21 protein-coding genes are annotated in these 15,716 nt (G+C 71.0%); 6 read left to right on the forward strand and 15 right to left on the reverse strand.

Going from position 1 to position 15,716, the window contains the following annotated elements:
• Nucleotides 1-135 precede the first annotated feature (135 nt).
• Complete coding sequence (locus ACP4J0_RS26650) at nucleotides 136-897, reverse strand: MerR family transcriptional regulator (RefSeq protein ID WP_426601266.1); 762 nt, start codon at nucleotides 895-897, stop codon at nucleotides 136-138.
• Nucleotides 898-1,187: 290 nt separating this feature from the next.
• Between ACP4J0_RS26650 and ACP4J0_RS26655 the strand changes: the two genes are divergently transcribed.
• The gene (locus ACP4J0_RS26655; RefSeq protein ID WP_426601267.1) at nucleotides 1,188-2,027 is read left to right on the forward strand and encodes a CPBP family intramembrane glutamic endopeptidase; all 840 of its coding nucleotides are present in this window, start codon (nucleotides 1,188-1,190) and stop codon (nucleotides 2,025-2,027) included.
• Nucleotides 2,028-2,180: 153 nt separating this feature from the next.
• Here the strand turns inward: ACP4J0_RS26655 and ACP4J0_RS26660 are convergent, their stop codons facing one another.
• Both ACP4J0_RS26660 and ACP4J0_RS26665 read right to left on the reverse strand, forming a co-directional pair.
• Nucleotides 2,181-2,402 carry a DUF397 domain-containing protein gene (locus ACP4J0_RS26660; protein ID WP_426601268.1) on the reverse strand — a complete coding sequence of 74 codons (222 nt, stop codon included), beginning with the start codon at nucleotides 2,400-2,402 and terminating at the stop codon, nucleotides 2,181-2,183.
• On the reverse strand, nucleotides 2,395-3,189 hold the full coding sequence (locus tag ACP4J0_RS26665) for a helix-turn-helix domain-containing protein (protein ID WP_426601269.1): 795 nt from the start codon (nucleotides 3,187-3,189) through the stop codon (nucleotides 2,395-2,397). Before ACP4J0_RS26665 ends, ACP4J0_RS26660 begins: the two co-directional genes overlap by 8 nt.
• Before the next feature lie 434 nt (nucleotides 3,190-3,623).
• Between ACP4J0_RS26665 and ACP4J0_RS26670 the strand changes: the two genes are divergently transcribed.
• Nucleotides 3,624-3,935, forward strand: a complete 312-nt coding sequence (locus ACP4J0_RS26670) for a hypothetical protein (protein WP_426601270.1) — start codon at nucleotides 3,624-3,626, stop codon at nucleotides 3,933-3,935.
• 11 nt (nucleotides 3,936-3,946) lie between these two features.
• Here the strand turns inward: ACP4J0_RS26670 and ACP4J0_RS26675 are convergent, their stop codons facing one another.
• The 6 genes from ACP4J0_RS26675 to ACP4J0_RS26700 all read right to left on the reverse strand — a co-directional run bounded on the left by ACP4J0_RS26675 (nucleotide 3,947) and on the right by ACP4J0_RS26700 (nucleotide 9,486).
• Nucleotides 3,947-4,705 (reverse strand): ABC transporter permease, encoded by a 759-nt coding sequence (locus ACP4J0_RS26675; RefSeq protein WP_426601329.1) that lies wholly within the window; start codon nucleotides 4,703-4,705, stop codon nucleotides 3,947-3,949.
• A 47-nt stretch (nucleotides 4,706-4,752) separates the two neighbouring features.
• A complete protein-coding gene (locus ACP4J0_RS26680) occupies nucleotides 4,753-5,694 on the reverse strand; it encodes an ATP-binding cassette domain-containing protein (protein WP_426601271.1) in 942 nt (313 codons plus the stop codon).
• A gap of 109 nt (nucleotides 5,695-5,803) precedes the next feature.
• Nucleotides 5,804-6,445: a PadR family transcriptional regulator gene (locus ACP4J0_RS26685; RefSeq protein WP_426601272.1), complete on the reverse strand. Its 642-nt coding sequence runs from the start codon at nucleotides 6,443-6,445 to the stop codon at nucleotides 5,804-5,806.
• 24 nt (nucleotides 6,446-6,469) lie between these two features.
• The gene (locus tag ACP4J0_RS26690) at nucleotides 6,470-7,018 is read right to left on the reverse strand and encodes a DinB family protein (protein ID WP_426601273.1); all 549 of its coding nucleotides are present in this window, start codon (nucleotides 7,016-7,018) and stop codon (nucleotides 6,470-6,472) included.
• Between the two features lie 108 nt (nucleotides 7,019-7,126).
• A complete protein-coding gene (locus ACP4J0_RS26695; protein WP_426601274.1) occupies nucleotides 7,127-8,587 on the reverse strand; it encodes an aldehyde dehydrogenase family protein in 1,461 nt (486 codons plus the stop codon).
• A gap of 74 nt (nucleotides 8,588-8,661) precedes the next feature.
• Nucleotides 8,662-9,486: a helix-turn-helix domain-containing protein gene (locus ACP4J0_RS26700; protein ID WP_426601330.1), complete on the reverse strand. Its 825-nt coding sequence runs from the start codon at nucleotides 9,484-9,486 to the stop codon at nucleotides 8,662-8,664.
• A gap of 356 nt (nucleotides 9,487-9,842) precedes the next feature.
• On the opposite strand from ACP4J0_RS26700, the gene ACP4J0_RS26705 reads away from it, so the two are divergent.
• The gene (locus tag ACP4J0_RS26705; RefSeq protein ID WP_426601275.1) at nucleotides 9,843-10,367 is read left to right on the forward strand and encodes an ATP-binding protein; all 525 of its coding nucleotides are present in this window, start codon (nucleotides 9,843-9,845) and stop codon (nucleotides 10,365-10,367) included.
• Nucleotides 10,368-10,579: 212 nt separating this feature from the next.
• Here ACP4J0_RS26705 and ACP4J0_RS26710 read toward each other — a convergent pair whose 3' ends face one another.
• The 5 genes from ACP4J0_RS26710 to rpmG all read right to left on the reverse strand — a co-directional run bounded on the left by ACP4J0_RS26710 (nucleotide 10,580) and on the right by rpmG (nucleotide 13,057).
• Nucleotides 10,580-10,822 (reverse strand): DUF397 domain-containing protein, encoded by a 243-nt coding sequence (locus ACP4J0_RS26710; RefSeq protein ID WP_279564253.1) that lies wholly within the window; start codon nucleotides 10,820-10,822, stop codon nucleotides 10,580-10,582.
• A 291-nt stretch (nucleotides 10,823-11,113) separates the two neighbouring features.
• Nucleotides 11,114-11,359: a 30S ribosomal protein S18 gene (gene rpsR, locus ACP4J0_RS26715; protein WP_426601276.1), complete on the reverse strand. Its 246-nt coding sequence runs from the start codon at nucleotides 11,357-11,359 to the stop codon at nucleotides 11,114-11,116.
• A gap of 4 nt (nucleotides 11,360-11,363) precedes the next feature.
• Nucleotides 11,364-12,635, reverse strand: coding sequence for a CobW family GTP-binding protein (locus ACP4J0_RS26720; RefSeq protein ID WP_426601277.1), 1,272 nt, complete (start codon nucleotides 12,633-12,635; stop codon nucleotides 11,364-11,366).
• The gene (locus ACP4J0_RS26725) at nucleotides 12,632-12,886 is read right to left on the reverse strand and encodes a type B 50S ribosomal protein L31 (protein ID WP_426601278.1); all 255 of its coding nucleotides are present in this window, start codon (nucleotides 12,884-12,886) and stop codon (nucleotides 12,632-12,634) included. The genes ACP4J0_RS26720 and ACP4J0_RS26725 overlap by 4 nt, the downstream gene beginning before the upstream one ends.
• Nucleotides 12,887-12,892: 6 nt before the next feature.
• Entirely contained in the window at nucleotides 12,893-13,057 is a 165-nt protein-coding gene (gene rpmG / locus ACP4J0_RS26730; protein ID WP_044382365.1) for a 50S ribosomal protein L33, read from the reverse strand.
• 73 nt (nucleotides 13,058-13,130) lie between these two features.
• On the opposite strand from rpmG, the gene rpmB reads away from it, so the two are divergent.
• The 3 genes from rpmB to ACP4J0_RS26745 all read left to right on the forward strand — a co-directional run bounded on the left by rpmB (nucleotide 13,131) and on the right by ACP4J0_RS26745 (nucleotide 14,406).
• The gene (rpmB, locus tag ACP4J0_RS26735) at nucleotides 13,131-13,367 is read left to right on the forward strand and encodes a 50S ribosomal protein L28 (protein WP_426601279.1); all 237 of its coding nucleotides are present in this window, start codon (nucleotides 13,131-13,133) and stop codon (nucleotides 13,365-13,367) included.
• A 15-nt stretch (nucleotides 13,368-13,382) separates the two neighbouring features.
• Nucleotides 13,383-13,688: a 30S ribosomal protein S14 gene (gene rpsN / locus ACP4J0_RS26740; protein WP_426601280.1), complete on the forward strand. Its 306-nt coding sequence runs from the start codon at nucleotides 13,383-13,385 to the stop codon at nucleotides 13,686-13,688.
• Nucleotides 13,689-13,920: 232 nt separating this feature from the next.
• Nucleotides 13,921-14,406 (forward strand): hypothetical protein, encoded by a 486-nt coding sequence (locus tag ACP4J0_RS26745; RefSeq protein ID WP_426601331.1) that lies wholly within the window; start codon nucleotides 13,921-13,923, stop codon nucleotides 14,404-14,406.
• A 144-nt stretch (nucleotides 14,407-14,550) separates the two neighbouring features.
• Here ACP4J0_RS26745 and ACP4J0_RS26750 read toward each other — a convergent pair whose 3' ends face one another.
• Nucleotides 14,551-15,690: a DUF2786 domain-containing protein gene (locus ACP4J0_RS26750; RefSeq protein ID WP_426601281.1), complete on the reverse strand. Its 1,140-nt coding sequence runs from the start codon at nucleotides 15,688-15,690 to the stop codon at nucleotides 14,551-14,553.
• Between the last annotated feature and the right edge of the window lie 26 nt (nucleotides 15,691-15,716).

The following is a 15,716-nucleotide window of genomic DNA, read 5'->3' on the forward strand; positions in this document are numbered from 1 at the left end:
TCCCGGCGCCGGGTCCGTACCGTCCGGGCGCCGTCCCGGCGCCGGAGCCCTACGCTCCGGACGCCGTACCGGCGGGGGGGCGCGGCCCCCGCCCCCCCCCCCCCCCCCCCCCCCCCCCCCCCCCCCCCCCACCGCTCAGGGGGTGTGCCGGACGGCGTTGGCGAGGATCGCGTCGCGCATGTAGGCGGCGAGGCCCGGCCTCGCGGTGTCGATGTTTCGCGTGAAACGTTCGTCCGATACGTACATCTCGCCCAGGCAGGTGTGCATCTCGTGCCCGCAGTCGTAGTGGTTGCGGGTGATCCCCTGCCGGTGGTCCTCGGCGGCGTCCATGGCCGCCTCGGAGTCGGCGGGCTCACCGGCGTCCATCAGGGCGACGAAGCGCCGGGTGAGCTCGTCGGCCTCGTTCTGGATGCGCTGCCAGTCCTCCTTGGTGTACGAGGCGGTCTTCTCCTTGGACTGGCGGTAGGCGTCGGTGTCGCCCCAGCGCTCCTGGACCTCCTCCTCGTACTGGTCGGGGTCGAAGTCGCCGAAGACCTCGAACTTCTCCTCGGGCGTGAGGTTGATGCCCATGCTGCGTGCCTCCATGGCGTGCTCCACGGCCGCCGCCATCTCCTCCAGCCTCTTGATCCGGGCGGTCAGCAGCTCGTGCTGGCGGCGCAGGTGCGCGCGCGGGTCCGCGGCCGGGTCGTCGAGCAGGACGGCGACCTCGTCGAGCGGGAAGCCCAGCTCCCGGTAGAACAGGATCTGCTGCAGCCGGTCGAGGTCGGCGTCGCTGTAGCGCCGGTGGCCCGCGTGGCTGCGCTCGCTGGGTACGAGCAGGCCGATGTCGTCGTAGTGGTGCAGGGTGCGCACCGTCACTCCGGCGAAGCCGGCGACCTGTCCCACGGAGTAGCTCACTTCCGCTCCCTTCTCTGACGCCCTTCACGCTGCCTCCTCACGTGACGTGAGGTGCAAGCCCGGACGTTCCGCGTGCCGCACGGTGAACGCCCCGCCTCGCGCGGCGTCCGGCGCCCCGTCCTCCGTGTCCCCCTGTCCCCCCTGTCCCCCTGTCCCCCCTGTCCCCCGTGGGAGCTACCCGGACCTGTCCACCCAGGGGTGATTCGGAAACGGCGCCGCTCTCATAGCGTTCTCGGCAGGTCGCGGCAGGCACGCGGAAGGCGCGCGGCCGATGCCAAACGGAGGTCACCATGAGTACGACGCACGCCACGTCCCCCCAGCCCACGCGCCAAAAGGGTGGCCGCTTCTTCCGGTCTCCCTTCGGCTGGATGCTGGCGGGGATAGTGGGTGTGGGCCTGGTGTCCAGCCTGGTCGCGGTGGGCGGGGTGGTCGCCATCGTGGGCGCGGCCCTGGCGGTCGTCATCTACTGGGCGGTCATGCGCCACCTCGCAGGGCGGGACGTACCGGAGATCGCGAAGTCGGGGGCCGTGACACAGACGGTGTTCGGTGTCGCGATCGGCCTCGGGCTCATCACCGTGTCGATGCTCACGCTCCTCACCGAGTTCTCGTTCGACGAACGGCCCGGTAACGGCCTGTCGATCGTGGCGAGCATGGCCGCGATACAGGTCGGCGCCGCCGTCACCGAGGAACTGCTCTTCCGCGGCCTCGCCCTCCAGGCACTGGAGAAGCTGTGCGGCAGCTGGGCGGCTCTGGCGATCACCGCGGCGCTCTTCGGCGGACTGCACGCGGCCAACCCGGGCGCCACGCTGTGGAGTTCGACCGCGATCGCCATCGAGGCCGGCGTCCTCCTCGGTGCCGCGTTCCTGTGGAAGCGCAACATCTGGTTCGTCGTGGGCCTGCACTTCGCCTGGAACACCGCCCTGGGCCTGATCGGCATCCCCGTCTCCGGCCACGCCTCGGAGGGCCTGATGACCACCACTCCGACCGGCCCCGACCTGGTGACCGGCGGAGACTTCGGCCTGGAGGCGTCGATCGTGCCCGTCATCCTCAGTCTGCTGATCGCGATCCCGATGCTCATCGCCGCCCACCGGCGCGGCAACCTGATACCCATGCGCCGCGGGCACCGCTGACACCCGGTGCCCGCCGACCACGAGATCTCGCCCCGCTCACCTACGAGCGCTGGCGAGATTCTCGTACCCTGCGCGCTGGACATGAGCCAATCGTCGACCGGCGCGTCAAGGGCCGGGCCCCGGACGCGATCGACCGCGTACGTCAGCGGGCGGTCAGGAGGGGAACTCGCCGCTCCTGACCGCCGTGACGAACGTCGACCACGCGGACGCCGGGACGATCACGGCGGGGCCGTGGGGTTTCTTCGAGTCGCGTACGGGGACGCCAGAGGGAAAGCGGTCCAACACCTCAAGGCAGCTGCCCTGGTCGGGCCCGCTGTACGACGATTTGCGCCACCCGGTCGCTATGGACGCATCCGGCATGCTGTGCTCAGTCATGGTGTCCGTAGTCCTTCGCTGTCGCTCTCATGAGGGCCAGTGACTCACGCTGAGGCAGGGCGTCACCCAGCGCAAGATCGTAAGTGTCCCGGAACCGCTCGACCATCGCCGGGGAATCATGCACTACGCCCGTGTGCAAACCCTCGACGTAGGCCACTGGCGGCTGGTCTTCGAACCCCATGAGGGTCAGCATGTTTTGCAGCAGCGGGTGGGCACCCAGGCCGAAGGGCATCACGTGCACACGAACGCGATTCGCCTCGGCCAAGCGAACAACGTGCATGATCTGCTCCGCCATGACTTCCGCCCCACCAACCGGCCGACGCAGCACGGCCTCATCCAGCAGGGCCCACACTACGGGCGTCACCGGATCTGCCAGGATCTCCGCCCGCTCCAGCCGTGTGACAACGGCCCTGTCACATTCCTCTTCCCCCAGAGGAGGGAAGGCAACGCCCAGAACCGCACGCATGTACCTTTCCGTTTGGAGGATGCCTGGCACATAGGACAGAGCGAACTCGCGGATCATCGTGGCTTGCTGCTCGAACGCTCGCGCCGCTTCGAAGTGGTCGGCGACTGCGCGATCGTTCTGTGGCAGGAAACTGCTCAGCACATTCCCCGTACCCAACGCGTTGTCCAGCCGTCGTGCGTCCTCCCGCGACGGGACCCGGCGTCCCGCCTCGATATGCGCGATGTGCGTTCGAGTCATGACCGCCGCCTCGGCCAACTGCTGCTGCGTCAGCCCCGCCGCCTCGCGCTGCTCCTTGAGCCAGTCGCCGTAGTTGGTGCCCACGAGATCAACTCCTTTGTGACAAATGCGCTGTCACTACCAGCCCCCTGGCGAGCCTAATCCCGACCGTCTCACTCTGTATGTCGATCGCTACAGAACGCGACATCGGTCACGGAGTCATACATGCTCGGTCTCATCGCCCGCCTCTTGGAACCACTGCTCGGCCTTGTCGCCCCTGGTACGGGACGACGCCGGCTCGACGCACGGGACGGATACGACCCTCCGCTCCCGCCCGTCGAGGGCCCGGCCCCACGGCAGTTCGGCACACGTCCTCTGCGCGGCGAGGACCACAACCTCGTACGCCCCTACGTCATCGCACACGAGCGCCGAGAACAGGAACGGCGTCGACAAGCCCGACGCCGTTCCCTGCTGATCGCCCCACAGGGGGTCCACCTGCCCCCGCGCCCGTACCCGACGCACTGCCTGGGACTGACCGCATGACACACCACGCCCCCACCCCCGCCCGACTCCTGCCCTGGGCAGGACCCGAGGGAAAGCCCTGCTATCTCCTGACCGACGGCAGCGGCCCGCTCTCCCGAGCCGCCGACACCGTCGAAAGCGTCCAACTCGGCATGGCCGGCGACCTCCTCGGCCACGTGGCCGACATGCTGGACGACCCGGACGTGACGTCCGGCCAGCTCCGCTACGTCCTTGCCCGCATGAGCGAGGCCCTGACCGACGTGAGGCGGATCGCGGAGAGCAGAGGTGCCCGGCTCCTCGCGCACGCGGACGCCAGGGCGGGGCGCTGACGTCCCCGCGCTCACCGGCTGAGCCGCGCGAACCTCCCCACCGCCAGCGGGAAGAACACCGCGAGCAGGGCCAGGGGCCAGGCGATCGCCGCCCATACGTGGCCGGACTCGCCGCCGGGGCCGCCGAAGAGGTCGCGGACGGCCGTGGCGGTCTGGGACATCGGGTTCCACTCGACGACCGTGCCCAGCCAGCCGGGCATGGAGTCGGGCGTGGCGAAGGCGTTGGAGAGGAAGCCGACCGGCCAGACCAGGATCTGCACCGCCTGCACCATTTCGGGCTTGCCCGCCACCAGGGCCAGGAAAATGCCGATCCACAGCATGGCGAACCGGAAGAGCAGCAGCAGGCCCACCGCACCCAGGAAGGCGCCCGGACCGCCGTCGGCCCGCCAGCCGAGCGCGTACCCGACCGCGATCAGCACGGTGAGACCGAGCGCCGACTGGAGCATGTCGGCGGCCGAACGACCCACCAGGACCGCCCCGTTGGCCATCGGCAGCGAGCGGAAGCGGTCGACGACACCCTTGTCGAGATCCCGGGTGACGGCGATCATCGTGCCCTCCAGGCCGAAGGCCATGGTGAGGGCCAGCATGCCGGGGACCAGATAGTCGACGTAGTCGCCGCTCACGCCCCGGCCGCCGCCGACCAGGTAGCCGAACATCAGCAGCAGCATGACCGGGAAGACCAGGTTGACGACGACCGTGACCGGCTGCCGCCCCCAGCGGGCCAGCTCCCGGCGGGTCATGGTCCACGAGTCGGTCAGGGCGTGCGTCATGGGGGTCGTGACGGTGTTCGTGCTGGTGCCGGTAGGCACGCTGATGCTCACACGGTCTCCTTCGTGCGGTCGGTGAGGTGCAGGAACACCTCGTCCAGGGTCGGGCGGCGCAGGGCCACGTCCTCCGCTTCCAGACCGGCCTCCTCCAGCGCCCGTACGACGCCGGAGAGCGCCGCCATGCGGTCGGTTACCGGCGCGCTGAGCAGCCGGCGGTCGGGGTCGACGCGGACGCCGGTGAGCGGCAGCAGGGCGGCCGCGGCGCCCAGTCGGCCGGCGTCGCGCAGGACGACGTCGACGCGGTCGCCGCCGGTGGCGGCCTTCAGTTCGTCCGCCGTGCCGTCGGCGACCACCCGGCCGGCGTCGACGACCGAGATGCGGTCGGCGAGCTGGTCGGCCTCCTCCAGGTACTGGGTGGTCAGGAGTACCGTCGTGCCGCCGCCGACCAGGGAGCGGACCGAGTCCCACACCTCGGCGCGGCCGCGTGGGTCGAGGCCGGTGGTCGGTTCGTCCAGGAAGAGCACCTCCGGTTCGGTGATCAGGGACGCGGCGAGGTCCAGGCGGCGCCGCATGCCTCCGCTGTAGGCGCTGACCGGCTTGCGTCCGGTGTCCGTGAGGTCGAAGCGCGCCAGGAGTTCGTCGGCACGCGCGCGTGCCCGCCGGGCGCCCAGGTGGTGGAGGCGGCCGAACATCTCCAGGTTCTGCCGGCCGCCGAGTTCCTCGTCGAGCGCCGCGTGCTGGCCGAGCAGGCCGATGCGCAGCCGTACGGCGTACGGGTCGGTCACGACGTCGTGCCCGGCCACCTCGACCCGGCCCGCGTCGGGCCGCAGCAGGGTCGACAGGACCCGGACGAGCGTCGTCTTGCCCGCGCCGTTGGGACCCAGTACGCCGTGCACCGTGCCGCGCGTGACCGTGAGGTCGAGTCCGTCCAACGCGTTCTTGCTGCCGTACCTCTTGCGTGCCCGTTCGACGGTGATCGCTGCGTCGGCCACTGCACCTCCCGGTTAGTCAAACTTGACTACTTGCCCAGGACCGTATCCCCGCCGAAGGGTTTAGTCAAACTTGATTAGCCGAAGTTTTCCGACCGGCCGCCGTTGCCGGTCAGTCACGGTCTTCGGAGTGCCGCTCCCGCGTCGCGTACGGGTTCTGCTCGCCCTCCCCCAGGACGCCGACGAACGGCTCGCCCTCCCCGGCGAACGTGTACGCGCCGCCGCGGATGCGCTCGATGAGCGCGCGGGTCCACTCGGCGCCGGTGTCGGCGGAGTGCACCCAGAAGTTCATGATCTCGCCGATGTGGCCGAGCTGCCCGGGGCCGGCCTCGGGCGTGTAGTACTCGGTGACGGACTTGCGCCACTGCCGGATGGCCCGGACCCGCTCCTCCAGGAGGGCGAGCACCTCCTCGCGCTCCAGGTCGACCATCAGGCCGAGTCCCGCGGAGAGCACGTCCGGCTTCTGGTCGTAGGCGGTGAGGGACGCGCGGAGGAGGCCGAAGTACTCCTCCGCGCCCCGCTCCGTGATCTCGTACTCCGTGCGCGGCGGGCCGCCGGCGGTCGACGGGGCGATCTCGTGGGCGTGCAGCAGGCCCTGCTTGGCCATCTGCTTCAGCGCGTGGTAGATCGAACCGGGCTTGGCGTTGGACCACTCGTGCGCGCCCCAGTACTCCAGGTCGTTGCGCACCTGGTAACCGTGGGCCCGCCCGTGCTGGCGGACCGCTCCGAGCACGAGGAGACGGATCACTGACATGGGCCCAGGTTAGGCCGCGACCGGTCATCCGGAGGAGCTGCCCTGCTCCTCCGCCACCAGGTCCCAGGCCGAGGCGCCGTCCAGCGATTCGCGGATGATGTCGGCGTGGCCGGCGTGCCGGGCCGTCTCCCGGATCAGGTGCAGACAGAGCCAGCGCATCGAGACGCGCTCGTCCGGCGGGAACCAGGGATCGTCCGGCAGCGGGAAGGTGTCGTCGAGGCTGGACACCGAGCGGACGAACGCCTCCGTCCCGGCGGCGACCTTCTCCCAGTACGCCAGCTGCGAGGCGACCGTCTCGTCGCCGACCAGGACGAAGCACTCGTGCCAGTTCGACTCGTCCCGCGCGACGGCCGGCGGCTCCTGCTTCGCGCGGGCGATCCAGCCCTGCTCGACCTCGGCGACGTGCTTGATCAGTCCGGCCAGGGACAGTTCACCGGCGGTGGGCCGGGACGCCGCCTGCTCGTCCGTCAGGCCCAGCACCGAGCGCCGGATGCCGCCGCGCTGCTCCGCCAGGAAGGAGAGCAGCGCTCCGCGCTCGTCGCCCTGCGCTTCGGGTCGCACGTGAGTGACCATGACGGGCCGCCTTTCGTCGGGTCAGGGGGCCTTTCCCCCGACACCGACGAAGCTACGGACCCTTGCGGTCAGCCTCTGTCCGCAAGGGCCCGTCCGGAGAGGAGAGGCTCAGAACGGGAACCCGCTCCGGCCGTGCTGCACCGAGATCCACTTCTGTGTGGTGAAGGCGTCCAGCATGGTGTCGCCGTTGAGGCGGCCGACGCCGGAGTGCTTCTCGCCGCCGAAGGGCACGATCGGCTCGTCGTGCACGGTCCCGTCGTTCACGTGGAACATGCCGGTGTCGATCTGCTTGGCGAAGTTGACGCCGCGCTCGATGTTCCCGGTGTGCACGGCGCCGCTCAGGCCGTACGGGGTGTCGTTGACGAGGCGTACGGCCTCCTCCTCGCCGTCGAACGGAACGAGGAAGGCGACCGGGCCGAAGACCTCCTGCCGCAGCAGGGCGGAGTCGGCGGGCAGGCCGGTCAGGACCGACGGCTCGACGAGGTTGTCCGTGGTCGTGCCGCGCACCAGGGCGGTCGCGCCCTCGGCGAGCGCCTGCTCCACGACACCGGACAGGGCGTCCGCCTGCGAGGAGTTGATCACCGGGCCGATGACGGTCGACGGGTCGCGCGGGTCGCCGGCCTTGAGGGTCTTCACCTTGGCGACGAACTTCTCGGTGAACTCGTCGGCGACCGAGCGGTCGACCAGGACACGGTTGGCGGCCATGCAGACCTGGCCCTGGTGGACGTACCGGCTGAAGACCGCGGCGTCGACCGCGTAGTCGACGTCGGCGTCGTCGAGGACCACCAGGGCGCTGTTGCCGCCGAGTTCGAGGACCGAGCGCTTGAAGTTCGCGGCGCAGACGGTAGCCACGTGGCGGCCGACCGTGTCGGAGCCGGTGAAGGAGATCACCTTCGGGACCGGGTGCTCCAGGAAGGCGTCGCCTATCTCCGCGATGTCGGTGACGACGACGTTGAGCAGGCCGCCCGGCAGGCCGGCGTCCTCGAAGAGCTTCGCGATCAGGGTGCCGCCGACGACCGGCGTGTTCTGGTGCGGCTTGAGGACGACGGCGTTGCCGAGGGCGAGGGCCGGGGCGACCGACTTCAGGGAGAGGAGGAAGGGGAAGTTGAAGGGGCTGATGACGCCCACGACACCGACCGGCACCCGGTAGACGCGGTTCTCCTTGCCGTCGACCGGGGACGGGATGATCCTGCCCTCGGGCGCCAGCGACAGGTGCACCGCCTCGCGCAGGAACTCCTTGGCGAGGTGCAGCTCGAAGGCGGCCTTCAGGCGGGTGCCGCCCAGCTCCGCGGTGATCGCCTCGCTGATCTCCGCCTCGTGGTCCTCGACCAGGCGGAGCACCTTCTCGAACACCGCGCGGCGCGCGTACGGGTTCGTCGCCGCCCACTGCTTCTGCGCGCGCTCGGCCGCCCGGTAGGCGGTGTCGACCTCGTCGACGGTGGCTATGGTGATCGAGGCCAGCTTCTCGTTGTCGTACGGGTTGAAGTCGATGATGTCCCAGGAGCCGGTGCCCGGGCGCCACTCGCCGTCGATGTACTGCTGGGCGAGGTCGGTGAAGTACGACGACATGTGATCCCTCAATCCCCTAGCTGCCGCAGCCGCCGCGAGCGAGCCGCCTGATTGAGCGTCATCGTACTTATGTTTCAGGAGAGTTGGAGAAGCCCCCGCAGGAGGTCGCGGCTCTCGTCCGGACCCGGACTGTCCTGCTGGAGCTCCTTCAGCGCCGTCTCGTACTGGGTGACGTCCTCGGGCTTGTCCAGGTACAGCGCGCTGGTGAGCTGCTCCAGGTACACGACGTCCGACAGGTCGGACTCGGGGAAGCTGAGGATCGTGAACGCGCCACTCTCGCCGGAGTGCCCGCCGAAGCCGAACGGCATGATCTGCAGCCGCACGTTGGGGCGTTCGGACATCTCGATCAGGTGCTGGAGCTGGCCGCGCATCACCTCGCGGTCGCCGTACGGGCGGCGCAGCGCGGCCTCGTCCAGGACGATGTGGAACTCGGGGGCGTTCTCGGCGACGAGGTGCTTCTGCCGCTCCAGGCGCAGCGCCACCCGCCGTTCGACGTCCGCCTCGCCGGCGCCCTTCATGCCGCGCCGGACGACCGCGCGGGCGTACTCCTCGGTCTGGAGCAGGCCGTGCACGAACTGCACCTCGTACACGCGGATGAGTGCGGCCGCGCCCTCCAGGCCCACGTAGGTGGGGAACCAGCTGGGCAGGACGTCGGAGTAACTGTGCCACCACCCGGCGACGTTGGCCTCCTTGGCCAGGGACAGCAGCGAGGCGCGCTCCTGCTCGTCCGTGATGCCGTACAACGTCAGCAGGTCCTCGACGTCCCTCGTCTTGAAGCTCACCCGGCCCAACTCCATCCGGCTGATCTTCGATTCCGAGGCGCGGATCGAGTAGCCCGCCGCCTCCCGCGTGATCCCCCGCGTCTCACGCAGCCGCCTGAGCTGTGATCCGAGCAGCATGCGCCGCACCACCGATCCGGGTTCTCCCGCGCTCACCTTCGCCAGCCTCCCCAACCGTCTCCAGGTGCCGAAGTCTGCCACTAAAACACTCCGAGCAGTACTCGCCCGGTTACGGAAACGGAATCGAGCCAGAGGGAGCGCGCAGGATCATGCACGGAGGGGGCGGAAAGCGGTCGCCGAGCGAGGTGAAGGAGAGACGAAGAAGGCGGAAAAATTGACCAACAAGCGGTACGGGCAGGTCCATTTCGGTCACGTGCACGTGCATCTGCCCTTGCATCTGCGGTACGCATCGGAAACCATGGTCCCGCACCACCGCGCCGCATCGCTACGACCGCGAATTCCCGGGAGTGCCTCGCATGGGGACGAATGGATCGACCATGCTCGAGCCGTTACGGCAGGGCCTTCCGCCACTCGACCCCGCGGCCGTGTCCAACGCCGCCTCCTGCGCCCTGCCGCCGCGTTACGAAGCGGTGCGCGAGGCCCGGAGGTTCACCCGCAGAACTCTCGACGGCTGGGACACGGGTGACCGTTTCGACGACGTCTGCCTGGTGGTCTCGGAGCTCGTCACCAACGCCCTGCGGCACGCGCTGCCCGCCGACACCCCGCGGCACGGCGAGCAGAACGGCCCCGTCCGGCTGCATCTGATGCGCTGGACCGAGCGTCTGGTCTGCGCGGTGCGCGACCCCAGCCACGACAGCCCGGTGGCCCGTGAGACGGACGACTTCTCGGCGGAATCCGGCCGGGGGCTGTTCCTCGTCGACTCCTTCAGCGACAGCTGGGGCTGGCACCCGCTCGCCGGGACGCTCAACGGCAAGGTGGTCTGGGCGCTGTTCCGGCTCCGGAAGCCCGACGACATGACGGACCGGCCCGTCTACGAGTGACGGTGCCGACGAGCCGCGGCGCCGTTGCGCGGCGCGGCTCCGGTGTGGCGGCTCCGGTGTGGCGGCTCGCGTTGACGCGCGGTCGGCTCACGGCCGGTTCGCGGCCGGCTTGCGGTCGGTTCGCGGCCGGCTTGCGATCAGTTCGCCCAGTTCGCCATCGGTTTCGCGGTCAGGTCGCGGTCAGCTAGCTGTCGAGTTCGCCCGGTTCGCGATCAGCTCGCGATCAGGTGGTCGAACTCGCCGTCCTTGACGCCCAGCAGCATGGCCTCGATCTCGGCGCGCGTGTAGACGAGTGCGGGACCGTCGGGAAAGCGGGAGTTGCGCACCGCCACGGCACCGTCGGGCAGCCGTGCGAACTCCACGCAGGAACCCTGCGAGTTGCTGTGCCGGCTCTTCTGCCAGGCCGCGTCGTGCAGCTGCGTGGCGGCCATGCCGTTGTACACGTCGTGGTCCACAGGTCGCTCCCCGGTGGTGCACTGGCTGATGTGGCCATTGATGCTGTGGTCAACTGATCCGGATCATAACCCTGTTCCTCGTGCAGATGCATGAGCAAATGCACGTGCACGCGCGGTGCTCCCGTGGTTACAGCCTTGACGGCCGCTCAACTCGGAAGTCCTTGCTCTCTCTGACGCCCGCTCCCAGCAAGTCGTTCCCCGTATGCCCCCGCATTCCAAGAACATGCATCAACATGCAACAAACCGGGGGCCCGCTCGTGAGAGCGAGCCCCCGGCGCGGGGTGGCGCGGATCAGCGCGCGGTGTACGGCAGCAGCGCCATCTCGCGCGCGTTCTTGATCGCCCTGGCCAGTTGCCGCTGCTGCTGGGACGTCACGCGGGTGACGCGGCGGCTGCGGATCTTGCCGCGGTCGGAGATGAACTTCCGCAGCAGGTCGGTGTCCTTGTAGTCGATGTACGTCACTCCGGCCTGGTCCAGGGGGTTGGGCCGTTGCCTGGCAGACCTGCCGTCGCTCTTGCGGTCGCTCTTGCGGGGCATGGGGTCAGACCTCCAGGAGGGTGTCGAAGGCGGGCGGCAGCCGCTCCCAGGCGGCCTGCCCGGCGGCGTACTCGGCGTCGGTCAGCAGGCAGGACTCCAGGAGTCGTTCCAGGCCGTCGCGGTCGAGGCCCGGGGACGTGAAGACCAGGTGCTGGCAGCGGTCGCCGTGCTCGGGGTGCCAGTCCAGCGCGGCGGCGGCGCGGCGCACCGGAGGGACCAGCTCCCAGGCGGCGTCGGGCAGCGACGCGAGCCACGGCCCCGCGCTCTCCACGCACAGGGCCCCGCCCGCGGCGTCCCAGTGCAACAGCGTGTCCCCCTTGCCGGCGAGCCAGAACCGGCCCCGGCTGCGGGCGGCGGCACAGGTCAGGTCCTCCAGCGCCGCGTACAGCCGCTCCGGGTGGAAGGGGCGGCGCCGGTGCCAGACGAGGGTGGCGACGCCGTGCGCGTCGGCCTCGGCGGGCAGCAGGGCGCAGGCCGGGTGCTGGGCCGCCGCCGCGGCCTCCACGTCGAACCCCGCGAGGGCGGCCCGCGCCAGTTCGGAGGGCGCGGGTACGGAGCCGGAACCGGGGCCGGAGGCGGGTACGGGGCCGGAGGCGGGGCCGGAACCGGGGCCGGAGGCGGGTGAGGGCGCGGGTGGTGCGCCCGCCGGGTCACCGTGGCCGATCGGGACCCGGCGGACCGTCGGATGCAGCTGGGCCAGCAGTTCGCGGTCCTCGTCGTCGGCCTCGGGGGAGCCGGGCGGGGAATCGACGAGGGCGAGGACGGGGGCGTACTCCAGCTGGCGCGCGAAGGTGTCGGCGACGGTGCGCTGGTCGGTGGCCGCGGCGGCGAGGCCGCCCTCGGCGAGGTCGTCGCCGTTGCCGAGGTAGGGCAGCACCAGCGCCGGGTCTACGGCGGTGATCACGCCGGTGACGGTGAAGCCGCCGGCCGTCACCACCTCCGCCATGGCCTTGGGCTCGACGGAGTCCCACAGCTCGACGACCGCCAGCGGGACGCCTCCGGAGTCCGCGAGGCGCTCCAGCTCGGGGACGAGGTCCTCGCGCAGGGCGCAGCAGGCGCAGTCGTTGACCAGGGGCGCCTCACCGGCGGACAGGATGCCGGTGGCGTCCCGGACGGTCCGTACGACCGTGCCCGCGGTGGCCGTCGCCAGGTCGTGGTGGAGGACGACGCTGCCGGGCACGTCGTTCAGCAGCCGGGCCACGGCCGCCCTGCGGGCGTCGGCGTGCAGCCCGCCGACGATCGCCACCGGCAGGGCCGGGCGGTCCGGCCCGCTCATGCCCCGTCCTGCTTCCCGTACCGCCGCTCGAAGCGCTCCACGCGGCCGGCCGTGTCCAGGACGCGGGCGGTGCCGGTGTAGAAGGGGTGGCTGACGTTCGAGATCTCGACGTCGACGACCGGATAGGTGTGGCCGTCCTCCCACTCGATGGTGCGCTCGCTGGTCATGGTCGAGCGGGTGAGGAAGGCGTAGTCCGCGGCGCGGTCGCGGAAGACGACCGGACGGTACTCGGGGTGGATTCCCTTGCGCATGGCGGGTCAGCGCTCCTCTCGGAAGTCGACGTGGCGGCCGGCGACCGGGTCGTACTTGCGCAGGGTCAGCCGGTCCGGGTCGTTGCGGCGGTTCTTGCGGGTGACGTAGGTGAAGCCGGTCCCGGCGGTGGACCGGAGTTTGATGACCGGACGGAGTTCGTTGCGTGCCATGGCTGCTATCTTACTGAAAATGAATTCCATTAACAGCTAGGGGTCGTACGACCCGAAGGAGAGGTACGTCACCGTGTCCGCCCACTGCATGCTGACCGGCACCCGGCCCGGCTTCGGCAACCGCATCTCCCACTCCCACCGGCGGACCTCCCGCCGCTTCGACCCCAACATCCAGACCAAGCGCTACTGGCTGCCGAGCGAGGGCCGGCACGTACGGCTGCGGCTGAGCACGAAGGCGATCAAGACGGTGGACGCGATCGGCGTCGAGGCGGCCGTGGCGCGCATCCGCGCGCGCGGAGTGAAGATCTGAAGGGCCGAGGGACCGATGGCGAAGAAGAGCAAGATCGCGAAGAACGAGCAGCGACAGGAGACCGTCGCGCGGTACGCCGCGCGCCGGGCCGAACTGAAGGAGATCATCCGCAAGCCGTCCTCGACGCCGGCCGAACGGCTCGCCGCCCAGGAGGAACTGCGCAGGCAGCCCCGCGACGCGAGCCCCACGCGCGTACGCAACCGCGACCAGATCGACGGTCGCCCGCGCGGCTACTTCCGCGTCTTCGGGCTGTCCCGGGTGAACCTGCGCGGGCAGGCACACGCCGGGCATCTGCCGGGAGTCCGCAAGTCGTCCTGGTAGGCCGTCCTGGCGTGACTTGCTGGTAACTTGCGGCTGTCCTGGGGCCACTGTCCTGGGGCCGACCCGGCCGTCCGGCTACAGCTTGGAGCTTGCGGTGACGTTGGTGACTGCGGAGAGCAAGGCGAGTACGGCGAGTACGGCAAGCACGGCTGCAGGTGCGCGCGAACCGCGCCGGCGGACGGCCCGTCGGCCCGTGCGGGCCGCCGCCGTGGCCGCCGTGACCGTCGGGCTGATGGGCGCGCTGACACTGACCGCCTGCACCGGCGGAGGTGACTCCGACGACGGTGGCACGGGCGGTGGTGACAGGTCCTCGGCCGCGCCCAGCGCGACCGCGAGCGCCGACACGGGCGGTGGCAGCGGCGACGGCGGCAGCGGCAGCGGCGGGTCGCCGTCCGCGACCGCGGGTGAACTGGAGGGCAGCTGGCTGGCCACCACCGACGGCCAGGCCGTCGCGCTGATGGTCAACGGTGGCAAGGCCGCCCTCTTCGCCACGGGCGGGACCGTGTGCAGTGGCACCGCCGGCGAGGACTCCGGCACCCGGACGATCCGCCTGAAGTGCACCGACGGCAGCGACGACCGGGCGACGGGTACCGTCGAGTCGGTCGACGGGGCATCACTCAAGGTGGCGTGGCAGGGCAGCCTCGGCAAGGAGACGTACACCAGGTCGGAGGGCGGGTCCCCACCACCCGGTCTGCCGACCGCCGGTCTCGGCTCCTGAACGGAACACGGACGGCCGCAGCCGAGGCACGCACTGCCGCAGACAACGAACACACGGCCGCAGAAAACGCATGCACGGCCGTAGACAACGCAGGGGCGCCCGTCGACGCGGCATGGGCGCCCTCGCCCGGGTGACGTCTGACGTCTAGGGCAGTGGTCGCCGGCGGCCGACCCGGGCGTGGTCGGCCGCCCGGGTCCCCTCCGTCCAGCCCGCCGCGTCGGCGGCGCCGCGCAGGCGGGTCGTCGTCGTCTCCGGGAACATGCGCTCCAGGCGGTCGGTGACCGCGACCTCACGGGAGGCGAGGACCGGCAGGAGGTCCACGTCCGCAGCCGTGCCGGCCCCGGCGGTGGCCGATTCCGCCACTGCCCGGAGCCGGGTGCCCGCGCGGTGGGCGTAGGCGGCGAGGAACGACTGACGGAAGGTCTTGGTCCGCTTGCGCCCGCCGGCCCGCTGCGCCGCCTCCGCCTTAGCCATCGCCGCCTCGGCCTGCACCAGCAGCGAGGTGTAGAGGAGTTCGACCGCCTCCAGGTCGGCCTCGAAGCCGACGACGGTGGAGAAGCCGAGGGGTTCGTTCCACACGGCCCGGCAGTGGTTGGCGTCGGCCACCGCGTCCAGCAGCACCGCCTTGGCCTGCTCGTACGGCGGCTCCACCCCGATCCGGCAGGCCCCCGGGGCGTCGGGGGAGGGCGCGTGCGCCGACAGCAGCGCCTCGTCGACGCTGTGCCGGGCCATCAGCTCCTGCGCCTTCGCGCTGAGCGCCTCCGCCTCCTCCGGATACCCGGTCGCCTCCGCCTTGGCGAGCAGCGCGCGGATGCGGGCGAGGGTGCGGGACTCGGGCCGGCTCTCCCGGCGGAGCCCCTCACCCGGCTCCCCCGCCTCCAAGGGCTCCAGGGCGGGCAGGCGCAGCAGCAGGCGGTACAGCTCCAGTACGGCCGTGGCGTGCGAGAAACGGTCGGTGCGGGGCGGCGCCTGCCCCGGCACGTCGGCGAGCTGCGCGGCCCAGCGGGGGCCTCGCGGACGGTCCTGCGGAGCCTGGGCGCGGATCAGCGCCGCCACCAGCCGTACGTGGACGTCGTCCAGCTCGCGCCGCACGATCCGTACGAGGTCGGCGGGCTGCCAGCCGCGCCGCCAGGCGGTCGCCACGAACTCCTCACCCCGCCGGGCGAGTTCCGCGTCGGCCGCCGGGTCGGCCGCGAGCAGTGAGGCGGCGGTGTCGAGGGCGTCGTCTGCGGCGTCGTACAGGGCGGTCTCGAAGGCACGGTCGACGGTGCGGGGCGTACTCACCCGGCGATGGTGCCACGGCCGCCCGG

Source organism: Streptomyces sp. WG7 (genome assembly GCF_049975785.1).
Classification (GTDB): Bacteria; Actinomycetota; Actinomycetes; order Streptomycetales; family Streptomycetaceae; genus Streptomyces.